Here is a 20,353-nt window from a genome sequence, read left to right on the forward strand (position 1 = left end):
GACGGCCTCCGGCATTGCGTAGGCGGCGCTCATGACACGGCCCCCGGGGTCACATCGGCGCCGCTCAAGACCCGCCCCCGGATCGCATCGGCGCCGCCCACACCCGGCCCCCACGACGGTCGGCGTCACCACTCGATCCCCCGCTGCCCCTTCTGCCCCACGTCCATCGGATGCTTCACCTTGGACATGTCGGTGACCAGATCGGCGAGTTCCAGCAGCGGGCCGGGCGCGTTCCGCCCGGTGATCACCACATGCTGCGTCCCGCCCCGCGCCCGCAGCACGGACACCACCTCCTCGGTGTCCACCCACCCCCAGTGCATCGGATACGCGAACTCGTCCAGCACGTACAGCCGGTATGTCTCGGCCGCCAGATCCCGTTTGACCTGCTCCCAGCCCTCCCGGGCCTTCTCCTCGTTGTCGAGCTGGGCGTCGCGCTGCACCCAGGACCAGCCCTCGCCCATCTTGTGCCAGACGACGGATCCGCCCTCCCCGGAGTCCCCGAGCACTCGCAGCGCCCGCTCCTCCCCGACCTTCCACTTGGCGGACTTGACGAACTGGAACACCCCGATCGGCCAGCCCTGGTTCCAGGCCCGCAGCGCCAGCCCGAACGCGGCGGTGGACTTCCCCTTGCCGACCCCGGTGTGCACGACGACCAGCGGCCGGTTCCGCCGCTGCCGGGTCGTCAGCCCGTCGTCCGGCACGGCACTCGGCTGTCCCTGCGGCACTACGCGGCCCTCCTCTCCCGCACGAACCGCACGTCCCGTACATCCCGCACATCCCGTACCAGCCCGGCGAGCGCGTCCGCCCGCAGCTCGTCCAGCGTCACCGCCGTCCCCGCCAGCTCACCGGCCAGCCGCCCGGCCAGCCCCAGCCGTACCGGCCCCGACTCGCAGTCCACCACCACCGACGCGGTCCCGTCGGCGGCGAACAGCCGCGCCGCGCGCCCCGCGTGCGCCACCGGGTCGGCCCCGCCGGTGGCCCGGCCGTCCGTCACGACCACGACCAGCGCCCGCCGCGCCGGGTCCCGCAGCCGCTCCACCCGCAGCACGTCCCGCGCCTTCAGCAGACCGGCCGCGAGCGGGGTGCGCCCGCCTGTCGGCAGTGACTGGAGCCGCGCGGCGGCGGCGTCCACCGATGACGTCGGCGGCAGCGCCACCTCCGCCGCCGCCCCCCGGAAGGTCACCAGCCCCACCTTGTCCCGCCGCTGGTACGCGTCCAGCAGCAGCGACAGCACCGCCCCCTTCACCGCGCCCATCCGCCGCCGGGCGGCCATCGATCCGGAGGCGTCCACCACGAACAGCACGAGATTGCCCTCGCGCCCCTCCCGCCGCGCTTGGCGCAGATCGTCCCGCCGCACCACCAGCCCCGGCCCGACCCGGCCGCGCGCCCGCTGATGCGGGGCCGCCGCCCGCACGGTCGCCGCCAGATGCAGCCGGGTCAGGGCGCCCTCGGGGCGCAGCGCCCCGGTGGTCCGCCCATGCTCGGTCCGCGCCCGCGAACGCCGCCCGGCGGCCCCCTCCCCGATCCCGGGCACGCTCAGCGTCTTCGTCCGGAACGGCTCCCCGGCCCGTACGGCGGACTGCTCCCCACCGCCGGACGGCATCTGCGGCCCACCAGAGCCGGGCTCACCGGAGCCGCCGGACTCGCCGGAGCCGCCGGACTCGCCGGTGGGCGCCGGGTCGTCCGGCCCCTGTCCGCCCCCGGGACCGCCCCCGCGACCGCCCCCACCGGGCCCCTCAGGATCGGGCTCGTCGTCCCCGTCCCCGTCACCGCCCCCGGCGTCACCGTCCCCCGCGAACTCCTCCAGCGTCTCGTCGAGCCGATCCTCGTCCAGCCCCGGCGCGTCGAACGGATTGCGCCGCCGCCGGTGCGGCAGCGCCAGCAGCGCCGCCTGCCGGACGTCCTCGGCCCGTACGTCCGTGCGCCCCGCCCACGCGGCCAGCGCGGTCGCGGTGCGGGCCATCACGATGTCCGCGCGCATCCCGTCCACCTCGAACGCCGCGCAGGTCGCCGCGATCTGCCGCAGCGCCCTGTCGCCCAGCCGCACCGACCCCAGCAGCGCCCGCGCCGCCACGATCCGGGCCCGTACGGCGCTCTCCTCGTCCGCCCACCGGGCGGCGAACGCGGCGGGGTCGTCGTCGTGGGCCAGCCTGCGCCGGACGACCTCGACCCGCTGGTCCGGCTCGCGCGAGGCGGTCACCTCGACGGTGAGGCCGAACCGGTCCAGGAGCTGGGGCCGCAGCTCGCCCTCCTCCGGGTTCATGGTCCCCACCAGCAGGAAGCGGGCCGCGTGCCGTACCGACACACCCTCGCGCTCGACATGGGAGGCGCCCATCGCCGCCGCGTCCAGCAGCAGATCCACCAGATGGTCGTGGAGGAGGTTGACCTCGTCGACGTAGAGGATGCCGCGGTGGGCGCGGGCCAGCAGGCCCGGCTCGAAGCTCTTCACGCCCTCGGCGAGGGCCCGTTCGATGTCCAGGGCGCCGACGAGCCGGTCCTCGGACGCGCCGACCGGCAGTTCGACCATCCGCGACGGCCGCTCCTGCCCGGCACCGGTCTCGTGCGGCCCGTCCGGGCAGCCCGCATCCGGCCCGCCGGGATCGCACGAGAACCGGCACCCGGCCACCACCCGCACCGCGGGCAGCAGCGCCGACAGCGCCCGTACGGCGGTCGACTTGGCGGTGCCCTTCTCACCGCGCACCAGCACGCCGCCGACCGCCGGGGAGACGGCGTTCAGCAGCAGCGCCAGCCGCAGATCGTCCTGGCCGACGACGGCCGTGAACGGAAACGGGATCGCAGTCACTTCGCCTCACCCTCCGAGGCGCCTTCGAGGTCGCCCTCCAGCTCCAGATACGTGGCCCGCAGCCGCTCCAGCGTGTCCGCGTCCGGCTCCGCCCACAGCCCCCGCTCGGCCGCCTCCAGCAGCCGTTCGGTGATCCCGCGCAGCGCCCACGGGTTGGACCGCTTCATGAAGTCCCGGTTCTCCGGGTCGAACACATACGCGGCGCCGAGCTTCTCGTACATCCAGTCGTCCACCACCCCGGCCGTGGCGTCGTAGCCGAACAGGTAGTCGACGGTCGCCGCCATCTCGAAGGCGCCCTTGTAGCCGTGCCGCCGCATCGCCGCCATCCAGCGCGGGTTGACCACCCGGGCCCGGAACACCCGGTGCGTCTCCTCGCCCAGCGTGCGGGTCCTGATCTGGTCGGGGACGGCCGAGTCGCCGACGTACGCCTCCGGGCTGGTGCCGGTCAGATGACGGACCATGGCGACCATTCCGCCGTGGTACTGGAAGTAGTCGTCGGCGTCGACCAGATCGTGTTCGCGCGTGTCGACGTTCTTCGCGGCGACCGCGATCCGGCGGAACGCCGTCTCCATGTCCCCGCGCGCGGCCCGTCCGTCCAGGTCCCGCCCGTACGCGTAGCCGCCCCACACCGCGTACACCTCGGCGAGATCCGCGTCGGAGCGCCAGTTGCGGGCGTCGATCAGCGGCAGCAGCCCCGCCCCGTACGCGCCCGGCTTGGAGCCGAAGACCCGGGCCGTGGCCCGCCGCCGGTCCCCGTGTACGGCCGTGTCCTCGTCGGCGTGCGCCCGGACATGGTTCACCTCGGCTGGCTCGTCCAGCTCCGCCACCGTCCGCACCGCGTCGTCGATCAGCGCCACCACGTGCGGGAACGCGTCCCGGAAGAAGCCGGAGATACGGACCGTGACATCGATGCGCGGGCGCCCCAGCTCCGCCGGGTCGACCACCTCGAAGCCGGTCACCCGCCGCGAGGCGTCGTCCCACACCGGGCGGCAGCCCAGCAGGGCGAGGATCTCGGCGATGTCGTCGCCCTGGGTACGCATCGCGGACGTGCCCCACACGGTCAGCCCGACCGACGCCGGGTACTCCCCGTTGTCCGCGAGATACCGCTCCACCAGGGAGTCCGCGAGCGACTGCCCGACCTCCCAGCTCAGCCGGGACGGGATCGCCTTGGGGTCGACGGAGTAGAAGTTCCGCCCGGTCGGCAGGACGTTGACCAGCCCCCGGGTCGGCGACCCGGACGGCCCGGCGGGCACATAGCCGCCGTCCAGGGCGACGAGGACGTTCCCGATCTCGTCCGTGGTCCGGGCGAGCCGCGGCACGACCTCCTCACACGCGAACCGGAGCACCGCCACGGCGTCGGGCAGGTCCGCCACCGTGTCCGGCAGGCCCGCCACCGTGTCCGGCAGCTCCGCCACCGCGCCCGGCAGGTCCGCCACCGTGTCCGGCGGGCCCGCCACCGTGTCCGGCAGCTCCGCCACCGCGCCCGGCAGGCCCGCCACCGCGCCCGACAGGCCCGCCACCGTCTCCGCCAGCTCCGCCACCGCCTCCGGCAGGCCCGCCACCGCGCCCGACAGGCCCGCCACCGCCTCCGGCAGCTCGGTCGCCGCCTCCCCCGCCTCCGCCCCGCCCAGGACCTCCCGGACCAGCGCCTCGCACCGCCCGGCGTCCCAGCCCCGTTCCTCCATGCCCTCCGCGACCCGGCGGCACAACTGCTCCAGCAGGTCGATCGTGTCGGCGGCGGTCCGCGCGGGACCCGCCACCAGCGCGGTCAGCTCCGCCGGGACCTTCACCCGGGCGCCCGGCTCGGCCAGCAGCTCCTTCTCGCTCAGCCCGAAGTGCGCGGCGAACGACGCCCGCAGCCCCGGCAGCGCGTCCGCCTTCCCGCCCCACACCTGCGCCGCCCGCAACACCGCCAGCACCAGGTTCACCCGGGGCTCGCCCACCGGCCCGCCGCCCAGCACATGCAGCCCGTCACGGATCTGCACATCCTTGATCTCGCAGAGATAGCCGTCGATGTGCAGCACGAACGCGTCGAAGTCGTCCTCGCCCGGCTGCTCGGCCACATGCAGGTCGTGATGGAGCTCGGCGGCCTTCACCAGCGTCCAGATCTGCGCCCGCACGGCCGGTGCCTTCACCGGGTCCAGATCGGAGACCAGCGCGTACTCGTCGAGCAACTGCTCCAGCTTGGCGAGGTCGCCATAGGTGTCGGCGCGGGCCATCGGCGGCACCAGATGGTCCACGACGGTGGCGTGTCCGCGCCGCTTGGCCTGGGTGCCCTCGCCGGGGTCGTTGACGATGAACGGATAGACCAGCGGCAGTTCGCCGAGGACCGCGTCCGGCGCGCAGCCCCCGCTCAGCCCGAGCCCCTTGCCCGGCAGCCACTCCAGCGTGCCGTGCTTGCCCATGTGCACCACCGCGTCCGCGCCGAACGTGCGGTCGAGCCACCGGTAGGCCGCCAGATAGTGGTGCGACGGCGGCATGTCCGGGTCGTGGTAGATCGCGATCGGGTTCTCGCCGAAGCCACGCGGCGGCTGGATCATCACCACCACGTTCCCGAACCGCAGCGACGCCAGCACGATGTCGTCGCCGTCCACATAGAGCGCGCCCGGCGGCTCCCCCCACGCCCCGGTCATCGCCTCCCTGAGCGCCGGGTCCAGCGTCTCGAACCACGCCCGGTAGTCGGCGAGCGGCACCCGCGCGGGCGCCGCCGCGAGCTGGTCCTCCGTCAGCCACTCCACATCGTGCCCACCGGCCTCGATCAGCCGGTGGATCAGCTCGTCGCCCCCGGCCGGATACCCGCTGACCCCGTACCCGGCGTCCCGCAGCGCGTCCAGCAGCCGTACCGCCGACGCGGGCGTGTCCAGCCCCACCGCGTTGCCCACCCGCGCGTGCTTCGTCGGATACGCGGTGAACACCAGCGCGACCTTCTTCTCCGCGTTCGGCGTGTGCCGCAACCGCGCGTGCCGTACGGCGATCCCGGCGACCCGCGCGGCCCGCCCGGGGTCCGCCACGTACACCGGTACGCCGTCCGGGCCCTGCTCCTTGAACGAGAACGGCACGGTGATCAGCCGTCCGTCGAACTCCGGGATCGCGACCTGCATCGCCGCGTCCATGGGCGACAGCGCGGCGTCGGAACCCTCCCAGGCCGCCCGCGACGAGGTCAGGCACAGCCCCTGGAGCACCGGCACGCCCAGCTCCGCCAGCGCCCCGACGTCCCACGCCTCCTCGTCGCCGCCCGCCGAGGCGTCCGCCGCGTGCGCGCCACCGGCGGCCAGCACGGTCGCCACCAGCGCGTCGGCCCGCCCGAGCAGCTCGTACAGCCCGGGGTCCGCGCCGCGCAGCGAACCGCAGTACACCGGCAGCGCGTTCGCGCCGCATGCCTCGACCGCCTCGCACAGCGTGTCCACGAAGCCGGTGTTGCCGCTCAGTTCATGGGCCCGGTAGAAGAGCACCCCGACCGTCGGCCGCCCCTCCCGCCACGCCCGCCCGCCCCGCACCCCGTACTCCGGCATCGCGCGCGGTCCCTCGAACCCCTCACCGGTCAGCAGCACGGTGTCCGACAGGAACCGGGCCAGCTCGGCGAGGTTGTCCGGCCCGCCCTCGACCAGATAGCGCAGCGCCTCCGCGACCACCCCGGCGGGCACCGACGACAGCGCCATCAGCTCCGCGTCCGGCACGGTCTCCCCGCCCAGCAGCACGGTCGGCACCCCGGACGCGGCGAGCCGCGCCAGCCCGTCCTCCCAGGCCCGCTTCCCGCCCAGCAGCCGTACGACGGCCAGGGCGGCGCCCTCCAGCAACGCGGGCAGTTCGCTCTCCACGTCCACGCGGGTGGGGTTGCCGATCCGGTAGCGGACCCCGGGCGCGGCACGGGCGGCGAGCAGATCGGTGTCGGCGGTGGACAGGAGCAGGACGGTGGGATCGGGCGAGGGACTGGTCATACGGGCGCTCCCGGTGGGATGAAGGGCAGTCCGTTCGGCGCGCCGGACTCGATGAGCCGCCACAGCGCGTCCGTGTCCGCGTGCTGTTCGATGAGATCGCCGAGCCGGTCGAGCCGCTCCTCGCGCAGCGCGGCGAACGAGGTGCCGGGCGCGGGCACGAACCGGCGCCCGGAGGCGGCGGCCACCTCCCGCAGGAACGCCCGCCGGAAGGCGTCCGACTCCAGCGAGCCGTGCCAGTGGGTGCCCCAGGTCTGGCCGACCCGGCACCCGTCGAGAAACGGTGTGCCACCGGTGACCTCGGCGACCCCGTGATGAATCTCGTACCCCTCGACCCGCTCCCCGAGGGCTTCCCCCACGGGCCGGGCGAGCGTCTTGCCGGCCGCGAACCGCACCCGCACCGGCAGCAGCCCGAGCCCGTCGACCGACCCGGCCCGGCTCTCCACGTCGTCCTGGATGTGCTCCCCGAGCAACTGGAACCCCCCGCAGATCCCGAGCACCGGCAGCCCGCCCGCCGCCCGCCGCAGCAACGCCTCGGAGAACCCCCGCTCCCGCAGCCACGCCAGCGCCCGGACCGTCCCCCGCGTGCCGGGTACGACGACCAGATCGGCGTCGGCGATCTCCTCGGGCCGGTCCACGAACCGCACCACCACACCAGGTTCGGCGGCGAGCGCGTCGGCGTCGGTGAAGTTGGACATCAGCGGGACGGCACAGACGGCGACCCGCAGCACGTCCGCCCCCGCGGGCTCCCCGGCCACCGCCCCGCGTGCCGCCGCGCTGAGCCCGTCCTCCTCGTCGATGCCGAGCCCGTGCCGGAACGGCAGCACCCCGTACGACGGCCGCCCGGTGAGGCCCTTGAGCATGTCGAGGCCGGGCGCGAGCAGCGACACGTCCCCGCGGAACTTGTTCACCAGGAACCCGGCGACCAGCGCCTGGTCCTCCGGCGACAGCAGCGCGACCGTCCCGAAGAACGAGGCGAACACCCCGCCCCGGTCGATGTCCCCGACCACCAGCACGGGGAGCCGGGCGTTGCGGGCGATCCCCATGTTCACGATGTCGGTCCGGCGCAGATTGATCTCGGCGGGACTCCCGGCGCCCTCGCACACCACGACGTCATGGGTCCGCCGCAGCCCGTCGAGACACTCCAGGACCGTGCCCAGCAGGCGTTCCTGGCGTCCGCCGTGGTAGCCGCGCGCGCTCAGCTCGCCCACCGGCCGCCCCATCAGCACGACCTGGCTGCTGCGCTCCCCGCCCGGCTTCAGCAGCACCGGGTTCATCGCCGCCGTCGGTTCGATCCGGCACGCCTGCGCCTGCATGGCCTGCGCCCGCCCGATCTCCGCGCCCTCGCGGGTCACGAACGAGTTCAGCGACATGTTCTGCGCCTTGAAGGGCGCGACCTTGACGCCCCGCCGCACCAGCCACCGGCAGATCCCGGCGGTGACGACGCTCTTGCCCGCGTCGGAGGTGGTACCGGCGACGAGGATGCCGCGGCCGGTCATCGGACGGATTCTGTTCGGGTGGGCTCGAACCGAGCGGGTTCTGTTCGGGTGGGCTCGAACCGAGCGGGTTCTGTTCGGGTGGACTTGAACCGAGCGGGTTCTGTTCGGGTGGACTTGAACCGAGCGGATTCTGTTCGAGTGGGCTCGAACCGAGCGGGATCGGTTCGGATGCGCTCGAACCGAGCGGGATCTGTTCGGATGAGGTCGAGTCGGGCGGGCTCCGTCCGCACGGGTGTGCCGCCCCGCGACCCCCCGGCGTACGCCGCCCACCCCAGCGCCCCCGCCACGCCCGCCCCCAGCGCCAGCCACTGCACCCGGCGGGAGAGCCGTACCGCCCGCTCGATGTCGGCGACCGTCACGGCCCGCCCCGTCCCGTTCAGCACCGGCCGCCGTTCGACCCGTCCCGCGTACGACAGGGTCCCCCCGAGCCGGACGCCCAGCGCCCCGGCGAAGGCCGCCTCCACGACCCCGGCGTTGGGACTCGGATGCTTCCCGGCGTCCGCCCGCCATGCCCGCCACGCCCCCCGGGGATCACCCCCGGCGACCACGGCGAGCGCCGCCGTCAGCCGTGCCCCCGGCCACCCCGCCACGTCGTCCAGCCGCGCCGCCGCCCACCCGAACCGCCGGTAGCGCGCGGAGCGGTGACCCACCATCGCGTCCAGCGTGTTCACCGCCCGGAACCCCAGCAGCCCCGGCACACCACCGACGGTCCCCCACACCAGCGCCCCCACCACCGCGTCGGAGGTGTTCTCCGCGACCGACTCGACGACCGCCCGCGCGATCCCGTCACCGTCCAGCGTCTGGGGATCGCGCCCGCACAGCCGCGGCAGCAGCGCCCGCGCCCCGGCCAGGTCCCCGGCCGTCAGTGCCCGCCCGACCGCCCGCGCCTCCCGGCCGAGCGAGGTGCCGCCGACCACGGCCCAGGTCGCCGCGCCGGTCAGCGCGACGGAGGCGGCGGCGGAGCACCGTACGGTACGGGCCGCCGCCGTGCCCAGCGCCATGGCGCCGCCCACGCACACGGCGGTGTGCAGGGCGCCCCAGCCCCGGTGGTCGCGCCACAGCAGTCGTTCCACGGCGCCCGCGGCCCGGCCGAACCCGGCGACCGGATGCCCGCGGCGCGGATCGCCGAGGAGCAGATCACCGAGGAGCCCGGCGGCGGCGCCGTACGCGAAGTCGCGTCCGGCGGCCACGGCTCAGCCGGCCGTCGGGACGGTCGACGGGATCGTGGTTCCGGTGGCGCGCCTCGATCGGCAGCCGTGCATGGCGACCTGTCCTCACTCAGGGTGTCCGCGCCCTGGTTCGACGTAAGCGGCGGTGAGAGTTCCTGGCTCCCGGGGTTCTCCCCCGGTGACAGTGGCGGGACCGCGCCGGATTCGCACCGGCTTCCTCTCGTGTCGCCGTTGTTGGCCCCGGAAGTCCACCACGGGCCTGGAGAAACCGTCAACCAGCCATTGACCAGCGGCGGAAGAGCGTGCCACGCCCCTGGGGACCCGTCCGCACACACCACGGAGGGCGGGTACGGACCCAGATACGTCAGGGTCCTTACCCGCCCTCCGTACCGCGCGCGGGGCGCGTGCGAGGCACATGTGAGGCGCGTACGGCTGTACGGCCGTGGCGCCGCTGTCAGGCGACGATCAGATAGATCCCGTACGCCACGGCCCCGAGGCACGCCGCGAAGCAGGCGTAGGCGCCGGTGACCGCGAGCGCCGCGCTCCCGCCGGTCTCGGCCGCGCGCTCATGGCGCGACAGCCCCGAGATGGCGAGGGTGAACAGGCCGACGAGGGCCACGGTGACCACGAGACTGACTCCGAAGACGGAGCCGAGGGCCGCCCAGTCGATTTCCATGCTGCTGAGTCCTTTGAATCCTTGGTGGGGTCGGGGGAGGGGCGCGGGGTCAGACCGTGGCCTTGGGCGCGGCCGGATCGGGACCGGTGCCCGGGACGGGCGTGGCCGCGGCGGTCGCCTGCGCCGGGACGGTGGCCGCGGCCCCTTCGGCGGCGACGGTCGGCGGCGGTGTCACGGCGGCGACGGCGGCGGTGACCACACCGGGCGCCTCGTCGGGCGCCACGCCCGGACCGGTGCCGTCGGTGCTCCCGGCGCCGGTGTCGCCGTCGGTGTCGTTGACGTTGGTGTGGTCGACGATCTCGCGCCGGGACAGCTTCCAGATCCAGGCGCTGGAGCCGACCAGGAAGATGGCCACCAGGGCGGTGCCCCAGGCCCCGGCGCGGCACACCCACTCGGCGAGCGCGCCCACCACGGCGGCGGCGGGCAGGGTCAGCCCCCAGGCGACGAACATCCGGGTGGCGGTCGACCAGCGGACCACGCCGCCCTTGCGGCCGAGGCCCGCGCCCATCACCGCGCCGGACACGGAGTGCGTGGTGGAGAGCGAGAAGCCGAGGTGGGAGGAGGCCAGGATGACCGTGGCGGCGCTGGTCTGGGCGGCGAAGCCCTGCTGCGGCTGGAGGTCGGTCAGGCCCTTGCCCATGGTGCGGATGATCCGCCAGCCGCCCAGGTAGGTGCCGAGCGCGATGGCCACACCGGCGGAGACGATGACCCAGGTGGGAGGGTCCGAGTCGGGGGCGAGCGCGCCACCGGCGACCAGGGCGAGGGTGATGATGCCCATGGTCTTCTGGGCGTCGTTGGTGCCGTGCGCCAGCGAGACCAGACCGGCGGAGGCGATCTGCCCGGCGCGGTAGCCCTTGGCGGAGGACTTGCTCCCGGCGGACTTCTTGCCGAGGGAGTAGGTGAGCCGGGTCGCGAACATCGCCGCGAGGCCGGCCACCAGCGGGGCGGCGATCGCCGGGATCAGCACCTTGGTGATCAGCACATCGCCGTGCACGGCGCCCATACCGGCGGACGCCACGGTCGCACCGATCAGACCGCCCATCAGGGCGTGCGAGGAGGACGAGGGCAGACCCACCAGCCAGGTCAGCAGATTCCACAGGATCGCGCCGACCAACGCGGCGAAGATGACCTCTGGCTGGATACCGGACTCGTCGACGAGCCCTTTCGAGATGGTGTTCGCGACCTCCACGGAGAGGAAGGCGCCCACAAGATTCAGTACGGCGGACATCGCCACCGCGATCTTGGGTTTCATCGCACCGGTCGAGATGGTGGTGGCCATCGCGTTGGCGGTGTCGTGGAAACCGTTCGTGAAATCGAACGCAAGTGCGGTGATCACCACAATCGCGAGGATCAGCGAGAAGTTTTCCATTTACCCAAGCATTCGTTCGAGGTCATCGGCCGGATGAACGTAGGTAACCCAGATGAACGAATGGTGAACTGAGGGGGGCATCAGGGTGTATGTGACGGGGAGTCGGCATTCCACTTCGCTCCGCGGGCCCGCACCGCACCCCACCAGGCCCTCTACGGGACTCCCGCCCCACGCCTCCCGGCCCCGCAGGGGACCCCTACCGGGCCCGTGCGCGGGCCGAGTTGGGCTCGCGTCGGGCTCGTGCTGCCGGGGCGGGCGCCCGCGTCACTCGTCCCTGGCGAACCCCCGCAGCCCGTCCTCCGGACCGTCGAAGAGATTCTGGTCACCCGGCAGCTTCCCGTGGTCCGCGTACTGCCAGAACGTCCACCGCGCCCACCCCGCGGGCAGCTCCCCGGCGCTTCGCGCCCCGTACCGGGCCACCCACAGCGGATGGTCGTCCGCGAACGCGGTACTGCGCTTCGTGCAGGCGTTCCACCATCGCGCCGTGGTGTAGATCACCGGCCGCCGCCCCGTGAGCCGCCGCACCTCGTCGCTGAACGCCCAGATCCAGCCGGTCATCCGCGCCGCGCTCATCCCGTAGCACCGGCGTTTCGCACCGTACGGATCGCCCTCCAGATCCAGCGCGGGCGGCAGCGTCCACCCGTCCGCCCGCCAGTCCCCGCCGTTGCGCACGAAGTACCGGGCCTGCGCAGCGCCCGAGGACCGGTCCGGCAGCGCGAAGTGATACGCCCCGCGCACCAGCCCGGCCCCCCGCGCACCGTCGTACTGCCGCCCGAAATAGGGATTGCGGTACGACACCGACTCGGTCGCCTTCACATACACGAACCGCGCCCCCTTGGCCCGCGCCGAACGCCAGTCCACGTCCTTCTGATACGAGGAGACGTCGTGCCCCTTGGCCCCCTTCATCCCGCCCGCCCCGTTCGCGGCGACGGCCGGAAACTGCCCCCAGGTCACCCCCGCGAACGCCAGCACACCGGCCGCGACGACCACGGCGCGCGCCCGGCGCCGGGGACTGGGGCGGTCTCCCGCCCGGGTGACTTCCACCGGGGCCCGGCGGGGGAGGGGCGGAGCGTGATCGAAGGCGGTCCGAGTCATGGCCATGTTTCTCCCGGAGAACAGTGACGAACTGCGATCTGACGAGCGACGATCTGACGAGCGGCGATCTGACGAACGACGATCTGCGGACAAATCGCCCCGACAATAGGTCAAGATCATCGATCTCCGGACGATCTCCGGCCAAACCCCTTCGAACGACGGACCACCCGCCTCGCCCGAACTTGCCGCGTCCCATGCCCCGACCCCGGCTGCGAGGATCACCCCATGCCCGAGCAGCGACCCGACCACCGACCCCCCGACCACCGACCCCCCGACCACCGACCTCCCGGCCCCGCGGCGACCCCTGATCCGCCCCCCTCCGCCCCCTCCGACCCGGCCGTCCCGGCCGTCCCGGCGGACCTCGCCACCGCCTGGCGGGACCTCGTGGACACCGCCCGCCGCACCGTGACCGACGGCCTCGTGGTCGGCACCTCCGGCAATGTCTCCGTCCGGGTCGGCGACACCGTCCTGGTCACCCCGACCGGAGTGCCCTACGACCGGCTCGGCCCCGGCGACCTCACCGCCGTCGACCTCACCGGCCGCCGCACCCACGGCACCCTCGCCCCGACCAGCGAACTCCCCCTGCACCTCGCCGTCTACCACGGCACCGACGCCCGCGCGATCGTCCACACCCACGCCGTGCACGCCACGGCCGTCTCCACGCTCGTCCCGGAACTCCCCGCCGTCCACTACATGACCGCCGCCCTCGGCGGCCCCGTCCGCGTGGCCCCCTACGCCACCTACGGCACCGACGAACTGGCCGAGAACGCCCTCCACGCCCTCACCGGCCGCTCCGCCTGTCTCCTCCAGAACCACGGCACCCTCACCCACGGCACCACCCTCGCCCAGGCGTACGACCGCACCGCCCAACTGGAGTGGATGTGCCGCCTGTGGCTCACCGCCTCCGCCGTCCCCGGCCTGACCCCCAGCCTGCTGTCCCCCCGGCAGCTCACCGAGGCCGCCGCCCGACTGCGCGGCTACGGCCAGCCCCCCGGCTGACGCCCCCGCCCGCTCCACTGGCCGGGATCGGCACGGCCCAGGACACTGGACCCGTGGGCACTGTCAGAGCGACGGCCGCGGCCGTCACCGTGGCACTGGCGGCCGGGGCCGCGAGTGTCGCCGCCGGACGACTCGCCAGCGACGCCGCGCTGAAGGCGCCGCCCGGCCGCCCCCTGCCGACCGAACCCCGGCTCACCGTGCACGGCACCGCGGCCGGCCAGATCACCCTCACCCGGCACCTGGCCTCCCTGCGCCCCGGCACCTACGGACTCGCGGGCGACGGCACCCACGCGGTCGTCGGCCCCGTCCTCACCGCCGCCGCCCCCACCCCCGACACCGTCGTACGCCGCCTCGAACGCGTCACCCACGGCACCCTGACCCCCGGCGACCACATCTGGCTCACCCCCAACCTGTACGTCGGCGACCCCCGCACCGCCCTCGGCCTCGACCACACCGACGCCGACGTCCCCGGCGAACTCGGCCCCCTCCCCGCCTGGTTCGTCCCCGGCGCCCGCGACACCTGGGTGATCGCCGCGCACGGCCTGGGCACCACCCGGGAACACGCCCTCAACCTCATGCCGTACCTGCACGCCCAGCGCCTGCCCGTGCTCGCCCTCGCCTACCGCGGCGACCCCGGCGCCCCGCGCTCCCCGGACGGCCTCCACCACTTCGGCCGGAGCGAGTGGCGCGACCTGGACGCCGCGATCCGCCACGCCCTCGCCCACGGCGCCCGCCAGGTCGTCCTCCTCGGCTGGTCGACCGGCGCCACGATGGCCCTGCGGGCCGCCGCCCACTCCGCCGTACGGGACCGGATCGCCGGGCTCGTCCTGGACTCCCCGGTGCTCGACTGGCGGACCACGCTCAAGGCCCTCGCCACGGCCCGCCGCACCCCGGGCGCCCTGCTGCCGCTCGCCGTCCGCGCCGCCCAGGGCCGCACCGGGCTGCCTCCGGCCGCCGACCTGCCGGACCTCACCGTCCCCGCGCTGATCGTCCACGGCCCCGGCGACCAGGTCGCCCCCTGGAGCCTCTCCCGCCGCTACGCCGCCCGCCACCCCGGCCTGGTCACCCTCCACGAGGTCCCGGACGCCCCCCACGCCGCGATGTGGAACCCGGCCCCCGAGCCCTACGAAGAGACCCTCCGCCGCTTCCTGACCCCACTGATGTAGCCGGCTCCGGCTCCTACGGCCCCCCTTCTACGCCGGGTTCGGCCCGCCCTACCCGCCCTGAGGGGCACCCTTGCCGCCGGGTCGAGCGCTGCCGCTGCTCGCGTGGGCGGCGCGCCGAGGGCGGCGCGCCGAGGGAAGGGGCCCGGCCGCAGCCGACGCCCGCCACCGGGCCGCGAGCGGTCCTGTGGCGCCTGCCGGGTATCACCGCTACGCCTGCCCTGAGGGGCGCCCCTGTCGCCGGGTCGAGTGCTGCCGCTGCCCGTGCGGGCGGCGCGCCGAGGGCAGCGCGCCGAGGGAAGCGGTCCGGCCGCAGCCGACGCCCGCCACCGGGCCGCGAGCGTTCCCGTGGCGCCTGCCGGATATCACCGCTACGCCCGCCCCGAGAGACACCCCTGCCGCCAGGCCGAGCCCAGCCACCGTCCGCGCAGGCGGAGAGCCGACGCAAGCAGCCCGGCCGTAGCCGACACCCCCCAGCCGCGAACGTCCCCGTGACGCCCACCCGACCCCCCACCCCGCCCGAGATCACCCTCATCCCACCCCTTGCGTCCCCCCACCCCGCTCCCCGGCGGAGCCCTCCGCGTCCACGAACGTCAGCGCACGGAGATCGGCGTCCAGCAGCCGTATCAGCTCACCGACCCGTCCGCCGCCCGCGGGCGGCGCCGGATAGCGCCTCAACACCTCGACGACCACCGGACCCACCCGGTCCACCGCCCGCCGCAGCTGCTCGGCACCGACGCCGGGGTCGTCCCCGGCGGCGAGTTCGGCCGCCCTGGCGGCGTACGCCGCGGCCCCCAGGATGTGCTTGACCTGCGTGGCCTTGGCCAGCGGATGCAGATAGGCGGCGCCCGCCGCGGACATCGCCGCCCACGCGGCCTCGCGCGCGGCCACGGTGTCCGCGCTCTTCGCCGCCTTGAGGGCCGCCGACGCCGTGTCCCGCAAGGACTTCCCGCGCGCACCGCCCCGGGCGAACTCCCACGCCGCGCCGATGGCGTCCCGGGGGCGGGAGTCGTCCGCCTGATCGGCCTCGAAGATGTCGAGCGCCGACTCCGCGCACGCCGCGGCGAACGCCGTGACCTCACGAAGATCCCGTGTACTCAGAACGATCTCGCCCGCTTCACTCGTCATCCCCCCATCTTCGACCGCCGCACCGGACGACAGCACCACATCGCCGACTCCGGGCACCTGGCCCTCCACCCACAACCGGCACTTGGCGCCCTCCACCCGCCAACCAGCGCCCTGGCGTCCTCCACCGGCCAACCGGCCCTTGGCACATGTCGCCCTCCACCCGCCGCCCCCACCGTCGGACCCGCCCCGCGCCGACGGCACCCGCCGACCTCGGCCAGGGTTCCGTTTCCCCCCCGCCCCCGTGGCCTGATCCGGCCCCCGCCCCCCTCCCCCCGACCCCCCTCCGCCCACCCCCGGACCCGCTCCCGTACCCCGCTCCCATGGCTGTTCCTGGCATTCCGTTTGGGTTTTCGGACCGTCAACCGGAAGACTGCACCCGTGACGTCCCGTATCCCGCGCGACTCCAGGCTTCGACTTGTCCGCCCGCGACCCCTGGCCGCAGCCCCCCGAGCGATGAACCAGCGGCGCTCGCGCCGCCCCGCGCCCCGGCCGCCGGAGGGCACGCCCGCCCCCTCGGAGCTGGCCAGAATGGCGCGCTCCCTGCTGGCCGGCGCCGCCCGCGTGGCCCGCTGGGCCGAGACGGCGCCCACCGCGGGCGGGACCCTCCGCCCCACCGGCGACACCAAGGCCCCCGGCGACCGCCCCACCGGCACCGCCGCGCCCGCCGACACCAGACCCCTCGGTGCCGTCGCCGCACCCGCCCCCGGCCGTCCCACCGACGGCACAACCGGCTCCGCACCGGACGGGCCCACCGGCGCCACCAGATCCGCACCGGACAGGTCCACCGACGGCGCCACCGAGTCCGCGCCGGACAGGCCCGGCGACGACCGGGCCACGATGTCCGCCCCCACCGCCGAACACGCCGCGGCGGAACTCGGCCTGACCCCCGCTCAGGTCCGCGCCGACTGGGACACCGCCCGCCTCGCCGGTCTGGTCGAGGTGCACGGCGGGGTCGCCCGCCCCGGCTGGCGGCTGCGCGCCTGGCACCGCGACGACAGCGCCGTACTGCGCGGCTGGGTCGCCCTCTTCGACGCCTGGTCGCTCGCCCACCCCGAGCCCGACGGCCACGAGCCCGCCGCGGTCGCCGAGGTCGTCTCGGCCATGCCCCAGGTGCTCTCCTTCCTCCAGCTCTCCGCCGGTCCCGTACCCGTCGACCAGCTCCTGGACCTGCTCCGGCAGCGCGTCGGCGAACTGCGCACCGAACGCTGCGAGATCCCCTACGGCCCCCGGCCCGAGCCCGCCCCGCCCTCCGCCGCCGCGGACGACGGCATCGCCCTCGCCCCGCTCCTCGACTGGGCCCTGCACGCCCTCGCCCATGTCGGCGCCCTCACCTACGGCGACGCCCAGGCCACCCTCACCCCGCTGGGCAGCTGGGCGGTCTGGGTCAAGCTGGAGCAGATCTGCGTCGCCGCGCAGAGCCCCGCCGGGAACATCGAGGCCGCCGCCGAGGACATGCTGCGCGGCTGCTCCCAGCTGCGCCCCAACGCCGCCCGCGCCGAGTACCGGGCCTGGCTCGCCGCCCGCACGGTCGGCGGCGCCGTCACCGAACTCCTCGACGCCGCCCGTGGCGAAGACGCCCTGCTGCGCAGCCTGGCCTTCGAGGCGCTCCGGGTCGTCGGCGCGCCCGCCGAACCCGACGTCCGCGCGGTCGCCGAGGAACCGACCCTGCGGCCCTACGCCCTGCTCTGGCTCGCCGAGCACGACGGCGCCGACCCCGAGGACGCCCATGAGGTGCTGACCCGCGAGGAGGCCACCTGGCTGTGGGTCGACACCGCCGCCGCCGTCGCCGACCACGGCGAGGCACCGCTGCTGGTACGGCATCTGGAGTCGGCCGTACAGCCGACCGTGCCCGCGCTGCTGGACGAGGTGCGTGCCGTCGGCCATCCGCGCACCGTGCAGGTCCTGGTGGCGCTGGCCGCCGCCCATCCCGACCCGGCGCTCGCCAAGGCCGTGCGCCGCGCGGCCTTCCAGGTGCACACCGGGGGACGCTGACGCTCCCGCGCCGGGCGCCCCGCGCGGGTGACCGGCGTCAGCCGGATATCGCCGGGGCGTAGCTGCCGAAGCTCCAGATGTTGCCCTCGATGTCCCGGGCCAGGTAGTCCCGGGCGCCGTAGTCCTGGTCGGTCGGGGGCATCAGGATCTCCACGCCGTGGTCCACGGCCCACTGGTGGTGGGTGTCGACGTCGTCGACCACGACGTACACACCGACCGGGCCCGCGCCCTTCATCGCCGTGTCGAACGCGCCGCCGCGGCCCTTCGAGCCGACCATCACCGCGCCGTTGCCCTGTACCAGCTCGGCGTGCGTCACCACGCCGTCCTCCCCCTCGTACAGCGCGAGTTCCGTGAAGCCCAGGGCCTCCGTGAGCTGCCGGACCGCCGCCTTCGCGTCCGCGTACAGCAAGGTGGGGTAGATGCTGGGCCGTGCGCCGCCCGTGCCTGCCATGCCGATCACTCCCTCGTGAAGCCGTGCCGGACCACGCCGGAGGCGGCTCCGCCGAGCCGGATCCGACGTGAATTCAGTCTCGCACCCGCCACTGACAACGGCCCCCGGCACCGGCGGCGCCCCCCGCCGCCCCCTCATCGGAAGGTGTTGCACTGCGCCATGTCGCCGGTCCGGTACCCCTGGTGGAACCAGTCCTGCCGCTGCCGCGCCGACCCGTGCGTCCAGTCCTCCGGCGTCACCCGGCCCTGGTGGCGCGCCTGGACACGGTCGTCGCCGACGGCCGCCGCCGCGTCGAGACCGTCCCGGATGTCGGCGTCCGTGAGGCTGGTGATCAGGGGGCGGCCGGTCGACTCGTCCGGTGTGGTCGTCGCGTGGTGCGCCCACACCCCGGCGTAGCAGTCGGCCTGGAGTTCCACCTTCACCGCGTTGCTGTCCGGGCCGGTCCGCCCGTCCTGCGCCCGGCTCAGCGTGCCCAGCAGATCCTGCACATGGTGCCCGTACTCGTGGGCCACGACATACGCCTGTGCGAACGGTCCGCCCGACGACCCGAACGTCGTCCGCAGCTCGTCGAAGAAGCCGAGGTCGAGATACACCTTCTGGTCGGCGGGGCAGTAGAACGGCCCGACCGCCGAGGTCGCCGTGCCGCACGCCGTGGCGACCCGCTGGGAGAAGAACACCGTGGGGGAGCGGGTGTACCGGCCGCCGCGCCGCGCGAACTCCCCGGCCCAGAAGTCCTGCACGCTGTTGACCACGGCCACGATCCGGCAGTCGTCCCTGGCGTTGGCGTCCCGCCCGGTCCGGCAGCTCTGCTGCACCTGCGCCAGGCTGGACGCGGTGGCCGCGGGCGAGGAGTCCCCCGAGGACAGCCCGAGCCCCTCGGGACCGACACCGAAGAACAGCCCCAGCAGCAGCGCGATCAGCCCCGCGACACCGCCGCCGACGGTCGCCCGTCCGCCCGGCACCCGGCTGCCGCGCCGGTCCTGCACCTCGGAGGTGTCAAGCCGCGCGTCGTCGTCGAACCGCATCCGGACCTCACCCTCCGCCGGTGCCGTCCCCCTGCGGTCATCCTGACCCGCCCCCGCACCCCGGGCCCGGGAGCGGGGCCGAACGGGCGACACGCCGCCCACCGCCCGCCGTGTCCCGCCCCACCGCCCGCCCGCGCGGCTACGCTCTGCGCCTGATCCGGGGGCCGCCCCCCACCTCCCGAGGTGATTGCCCCCGGCCCGGACTCCCGAGAAGGGCGCACGCGTGGCCGTACGACAGTCCGAGCCCCCGGGACGCCGCTCCGCGCGGCCCTGGCGGGACAGGCTCCCCGGCCCCCGCCGCCGCGGACTGCTCGCCACAGCCCTGGTCCTGCTCCTCGCCGCCCCCCTGCTCGTGGTGGCCCACCATGTGCGGCCCGTCCCCTACGGCGACCGGCTCACCGTCCACGCCCGCGCGGGGACCGCCCCCACACCCGTACGCGCCGCCGCGATCCGCCGTTCCGGGGTGGAGGCGTACGACCCCGGGACGGGCGCCGTGCGCTGGCGGCACGCCCGCGCGGGCAGCCGTCCGCTGGAGGTGCTTCCCGCGCGGGGGGAGGCGATCACGCTCTGGGACGACGGACTGGTCACCGCCACCACCGGCGACGGCCGTTCCGTGCGCTGGCACCGCGCGCTGCCCGCCGCGCGGGACTGGCTCCGCGCGCACGGCGGCACAGGTGTGCTGCGCGCGCTGCCGTACGGGATGCTCGCGGTGATCACCCCGGACCGGATCGCCGGGTACCGGCTCGCGGACGGGGATCTGCGCTGGGTGCTCCCCGCGCGGAGCGGCTGCTCGTTCGATCCCGGGCGTGCCGTCGGTCACGCGGGCGCGCTGCTCGTCGCCCAGCCGTGTGCGGGGGAGGGATGGACGGCGCAGCTCATCGCGGTGGACGACCTCGGCCGGATCGTGCCGGGCCGGACCCCGCTGGGCAATCGGGCACCGGGCGGGACGCGGGAACGCGCCAAGTCGGAAAAACTGGTTGCACGGCCCCGTTAGACTGGCCCCATGGCCATTCTCCTCGCGCACTAGACGGCGGGTGCGTCCGCTAGAC

The 20,353-nt window shown here is 74.9% G+C and carries 14 protein-coding genes, 1 pseudogene and 1 riboswitch; of the genes and pseudogenes, 4 read left to right on the forward strand and 11 right to left on the reverse strand.

What is annotated here, in order from left to right; all coding sequences use genetic code 11:
* Positions 1-125: 125 nt before the first annotated feature.
* The 8 genes and pseudogenes from cobO to AB0D49_RS31180 all read right to left on the reverse strand — a co-directional run bounded on the left by cobO (position 126) and on the right by AB0D49_RS31180 (position 12,357).
* Positions 126-725 carry a cob(I)yrinic acid a,c-diamide adenosyltransferase gene (gene cobO, locus AB0D49_RS31145; protein WP_362763788.1) on the reverse strand — a complete coding sequence of 200 codons (600 nt, stop codon included), beginning with the start codon at positions 723-725 and terminating at the stop codon, positions 126-128.
* The gene (locus AB0D49_RS31150; protein ID WP_362763791.1) at positions 725-2,803 is read right to left on the reverse strand and encodes a putative cobaltochelatase; all 2,079 of its coding nucleotides are present in this window, start codon (positions 2,801-2,803) and stop codon (positions 725-727) included. The genes cobO and AB0D49_RS31150 overlap by 1 nt, the downstream gene beginning before the upstream one ends.
* Complete coding sequence (gene cobN, locus AB0D49_RS31155) at positions 2,800-6,741, reverse strand: cobaltochelatase subunit CobN (protein WP_362763794.1); 3,942 nt, start codon at positions 6,739-6,741, stop codon at positions 2,800-2,802. The genes AB0D49_RS31150 and cobN overlap by 4 nt, the downstream gene beginning before the upstream one ends.
* Positions 6,738-8,237, reverse strand: coding sequence for a cobyric acid synthase (locus tag AB0D49_RS31160; RefSeq protein WP_362763797.1), 1,500 nt, complete (start codon positions 8,235-8,237; stop codon positions 6,738-6,740). Before AB0D49_RS31160 ends, cobN begins: the two co-directional genes overlap by 4 nt.
* 287 nt (positions 8,238-8,524) lie before the next feature.
* A pseudogene (locus AB0D49_RS31165) lies at positions 8,525-9,427 on the reverse strand (cobalamin biosynthesis protein); the annotation flags it as partial.
* A 105-nt stretch (positions 9,428-9,532) separates the two neighbouring features.
* Positions 9,533-9,694: riboswitch (cobalamin riboswitch) on the reverse strand.
* A gap of 166 nt (positions 9,695-9,860) precedes the next feature.
* On the reverse strand, positions 9,861-10,082 hold the full coding sequence (locus tag AB0D49_RS31170; RefSeq protein ID WP_362763800.1) for a hypothetical protein: 222 nt from the start codon (positions 10,080-10,082) through the stop codon (positions 9,861-9,863).
* Between the two features lie 49 nt (positions 10,083-10,131).
* The gene (locus tag AB0D49_RS31175) at positions 10,132-11,451 is read right to left on the reverse strand and encodes an inorganic phosphate transporter (protein WP_362763803.1); all 1,320 of its coding nucleotides are present in this window, start codon (positions 11,449-11,451) and stop codon (positions 10,132-10,134) included.
* A gap of 264 nt (positions 11,452-11,715) precedes the next feature.
* On the reverse strand, positions 11,716-12,357 hold the full coding sequence (locus AB0D49_RS31180; protein WP_362763987.1) for a lysozyme: 642 nt from the start codon (positions 12,355-12,357) through the stop codon (positions 11,716-11,718).
* A 414-nt stretch (positions 12,358-12,771) separates the two neighbouring features.
* On the opposite strand from AB0D49_RS31180, the gene AB0D49_RS31185 reads away from it, so the two are divergent.
* Entirely contained in the window at positions 12,772-13,545 is a 774-nt protein-coding gene (locus tag AB0D49_RS31185; protein ID WP_362763806.1) for a class II aldolase/adducin family protein, read from the forward strand.
* Between the two features lie 53 nt (positions 13,546-13,598).
* The gene (locus AB0D49_RS31190) at positions 13,599-14,711 is read left to right on the forward strand and encodes an alpha/beta fold hydrolase (protein WP_362763809.1); all 1,113 of its coding nucleotides are present in this window, start codon (positions 13,599-13,601) and stop codon (positions 14,709-14,711) included.
* 528 nt (positions 14,712-15,239) lie between these two features.
* Here the strand turns inward: AB0D49_RS31190 and AB0D49_RS31195 are convergent.
* Positions 15,240-15,836, reverse strand: a complete 597-nt coding sequence (locus tag AB0D49_RS31195; protein WP_362763812.1) for a putative immunity protein — start codon at positions 15,834-15,836, stop codon at positions 15,240-15,242.
* Between the two features lie 453 nt (positions 15,837-16,289).
* On the opposite strand from AB0D49_RS31195, the gene AB0D49_RS31200 reads away from it, so the two are divergent.
* Complete coding sequence (locus AB0D49_RS31200; protein ID WP_362763815.1) at positions 16,290-17,828, forward strand: hypothetical protein; 1,539 nt, start codon at positions 16,290-16,292, stop codon at positions 17,826-17,828.
* A gap of 37 nt (positions 17,829-17,865) precedes the next feature.
* On the opposite strand, the gene AB0D49_RS31205 is transcribed toward AB0D49_RS31200, so the two are convergent.
* Entirely contained in the window at positions 17,866-18,279 is a 414-nt protein-coding gene (locus tag AB0D49_RS31205; RefSeq protein WP_362763818.1) for a VOC family protein, read from the reverse strand.
* 134 nt (positions 18,280-18,413) lie between these two features.
* Positions 18,414-19,304, reverse strand: coding sequence for a neutral zinc metallopeptidase (locus AB0D49_RS31210; RefSeq protein ID WP_362763821.1), 891 nt, complete (start codon positions 19,302-19,304; stop codon positions 18,414-18,416).
* A gap of 223 nt (positions 19,305-19,527) precedes the next feature.
* On the opposite strand from AB0D49_RS31210, the gene AB0D49_RS31215 reads away from it, so the two are divergent.
* A complete protein-coding gene (locus AB0D49_RS31215; protein ID WP_362763824.1) occupies positions 19,528-20,298 on the forward strand; it encodes a hypothetical protein in 771 nt (256 codons plus the stop codon).
* Positions 20,299-20,353: the final 55 nt, after the last annotated feature.

The sequence above is a fragment of the Streptomyces sp. NPDC048290 genome (assembly GCF_040652095.1).
Classification (GTDB): domain Bacteria; phylum Actinomycetota; class Actinomycetes; order Streptomycetales; family Streptomycetaceae; genus Streptomyces.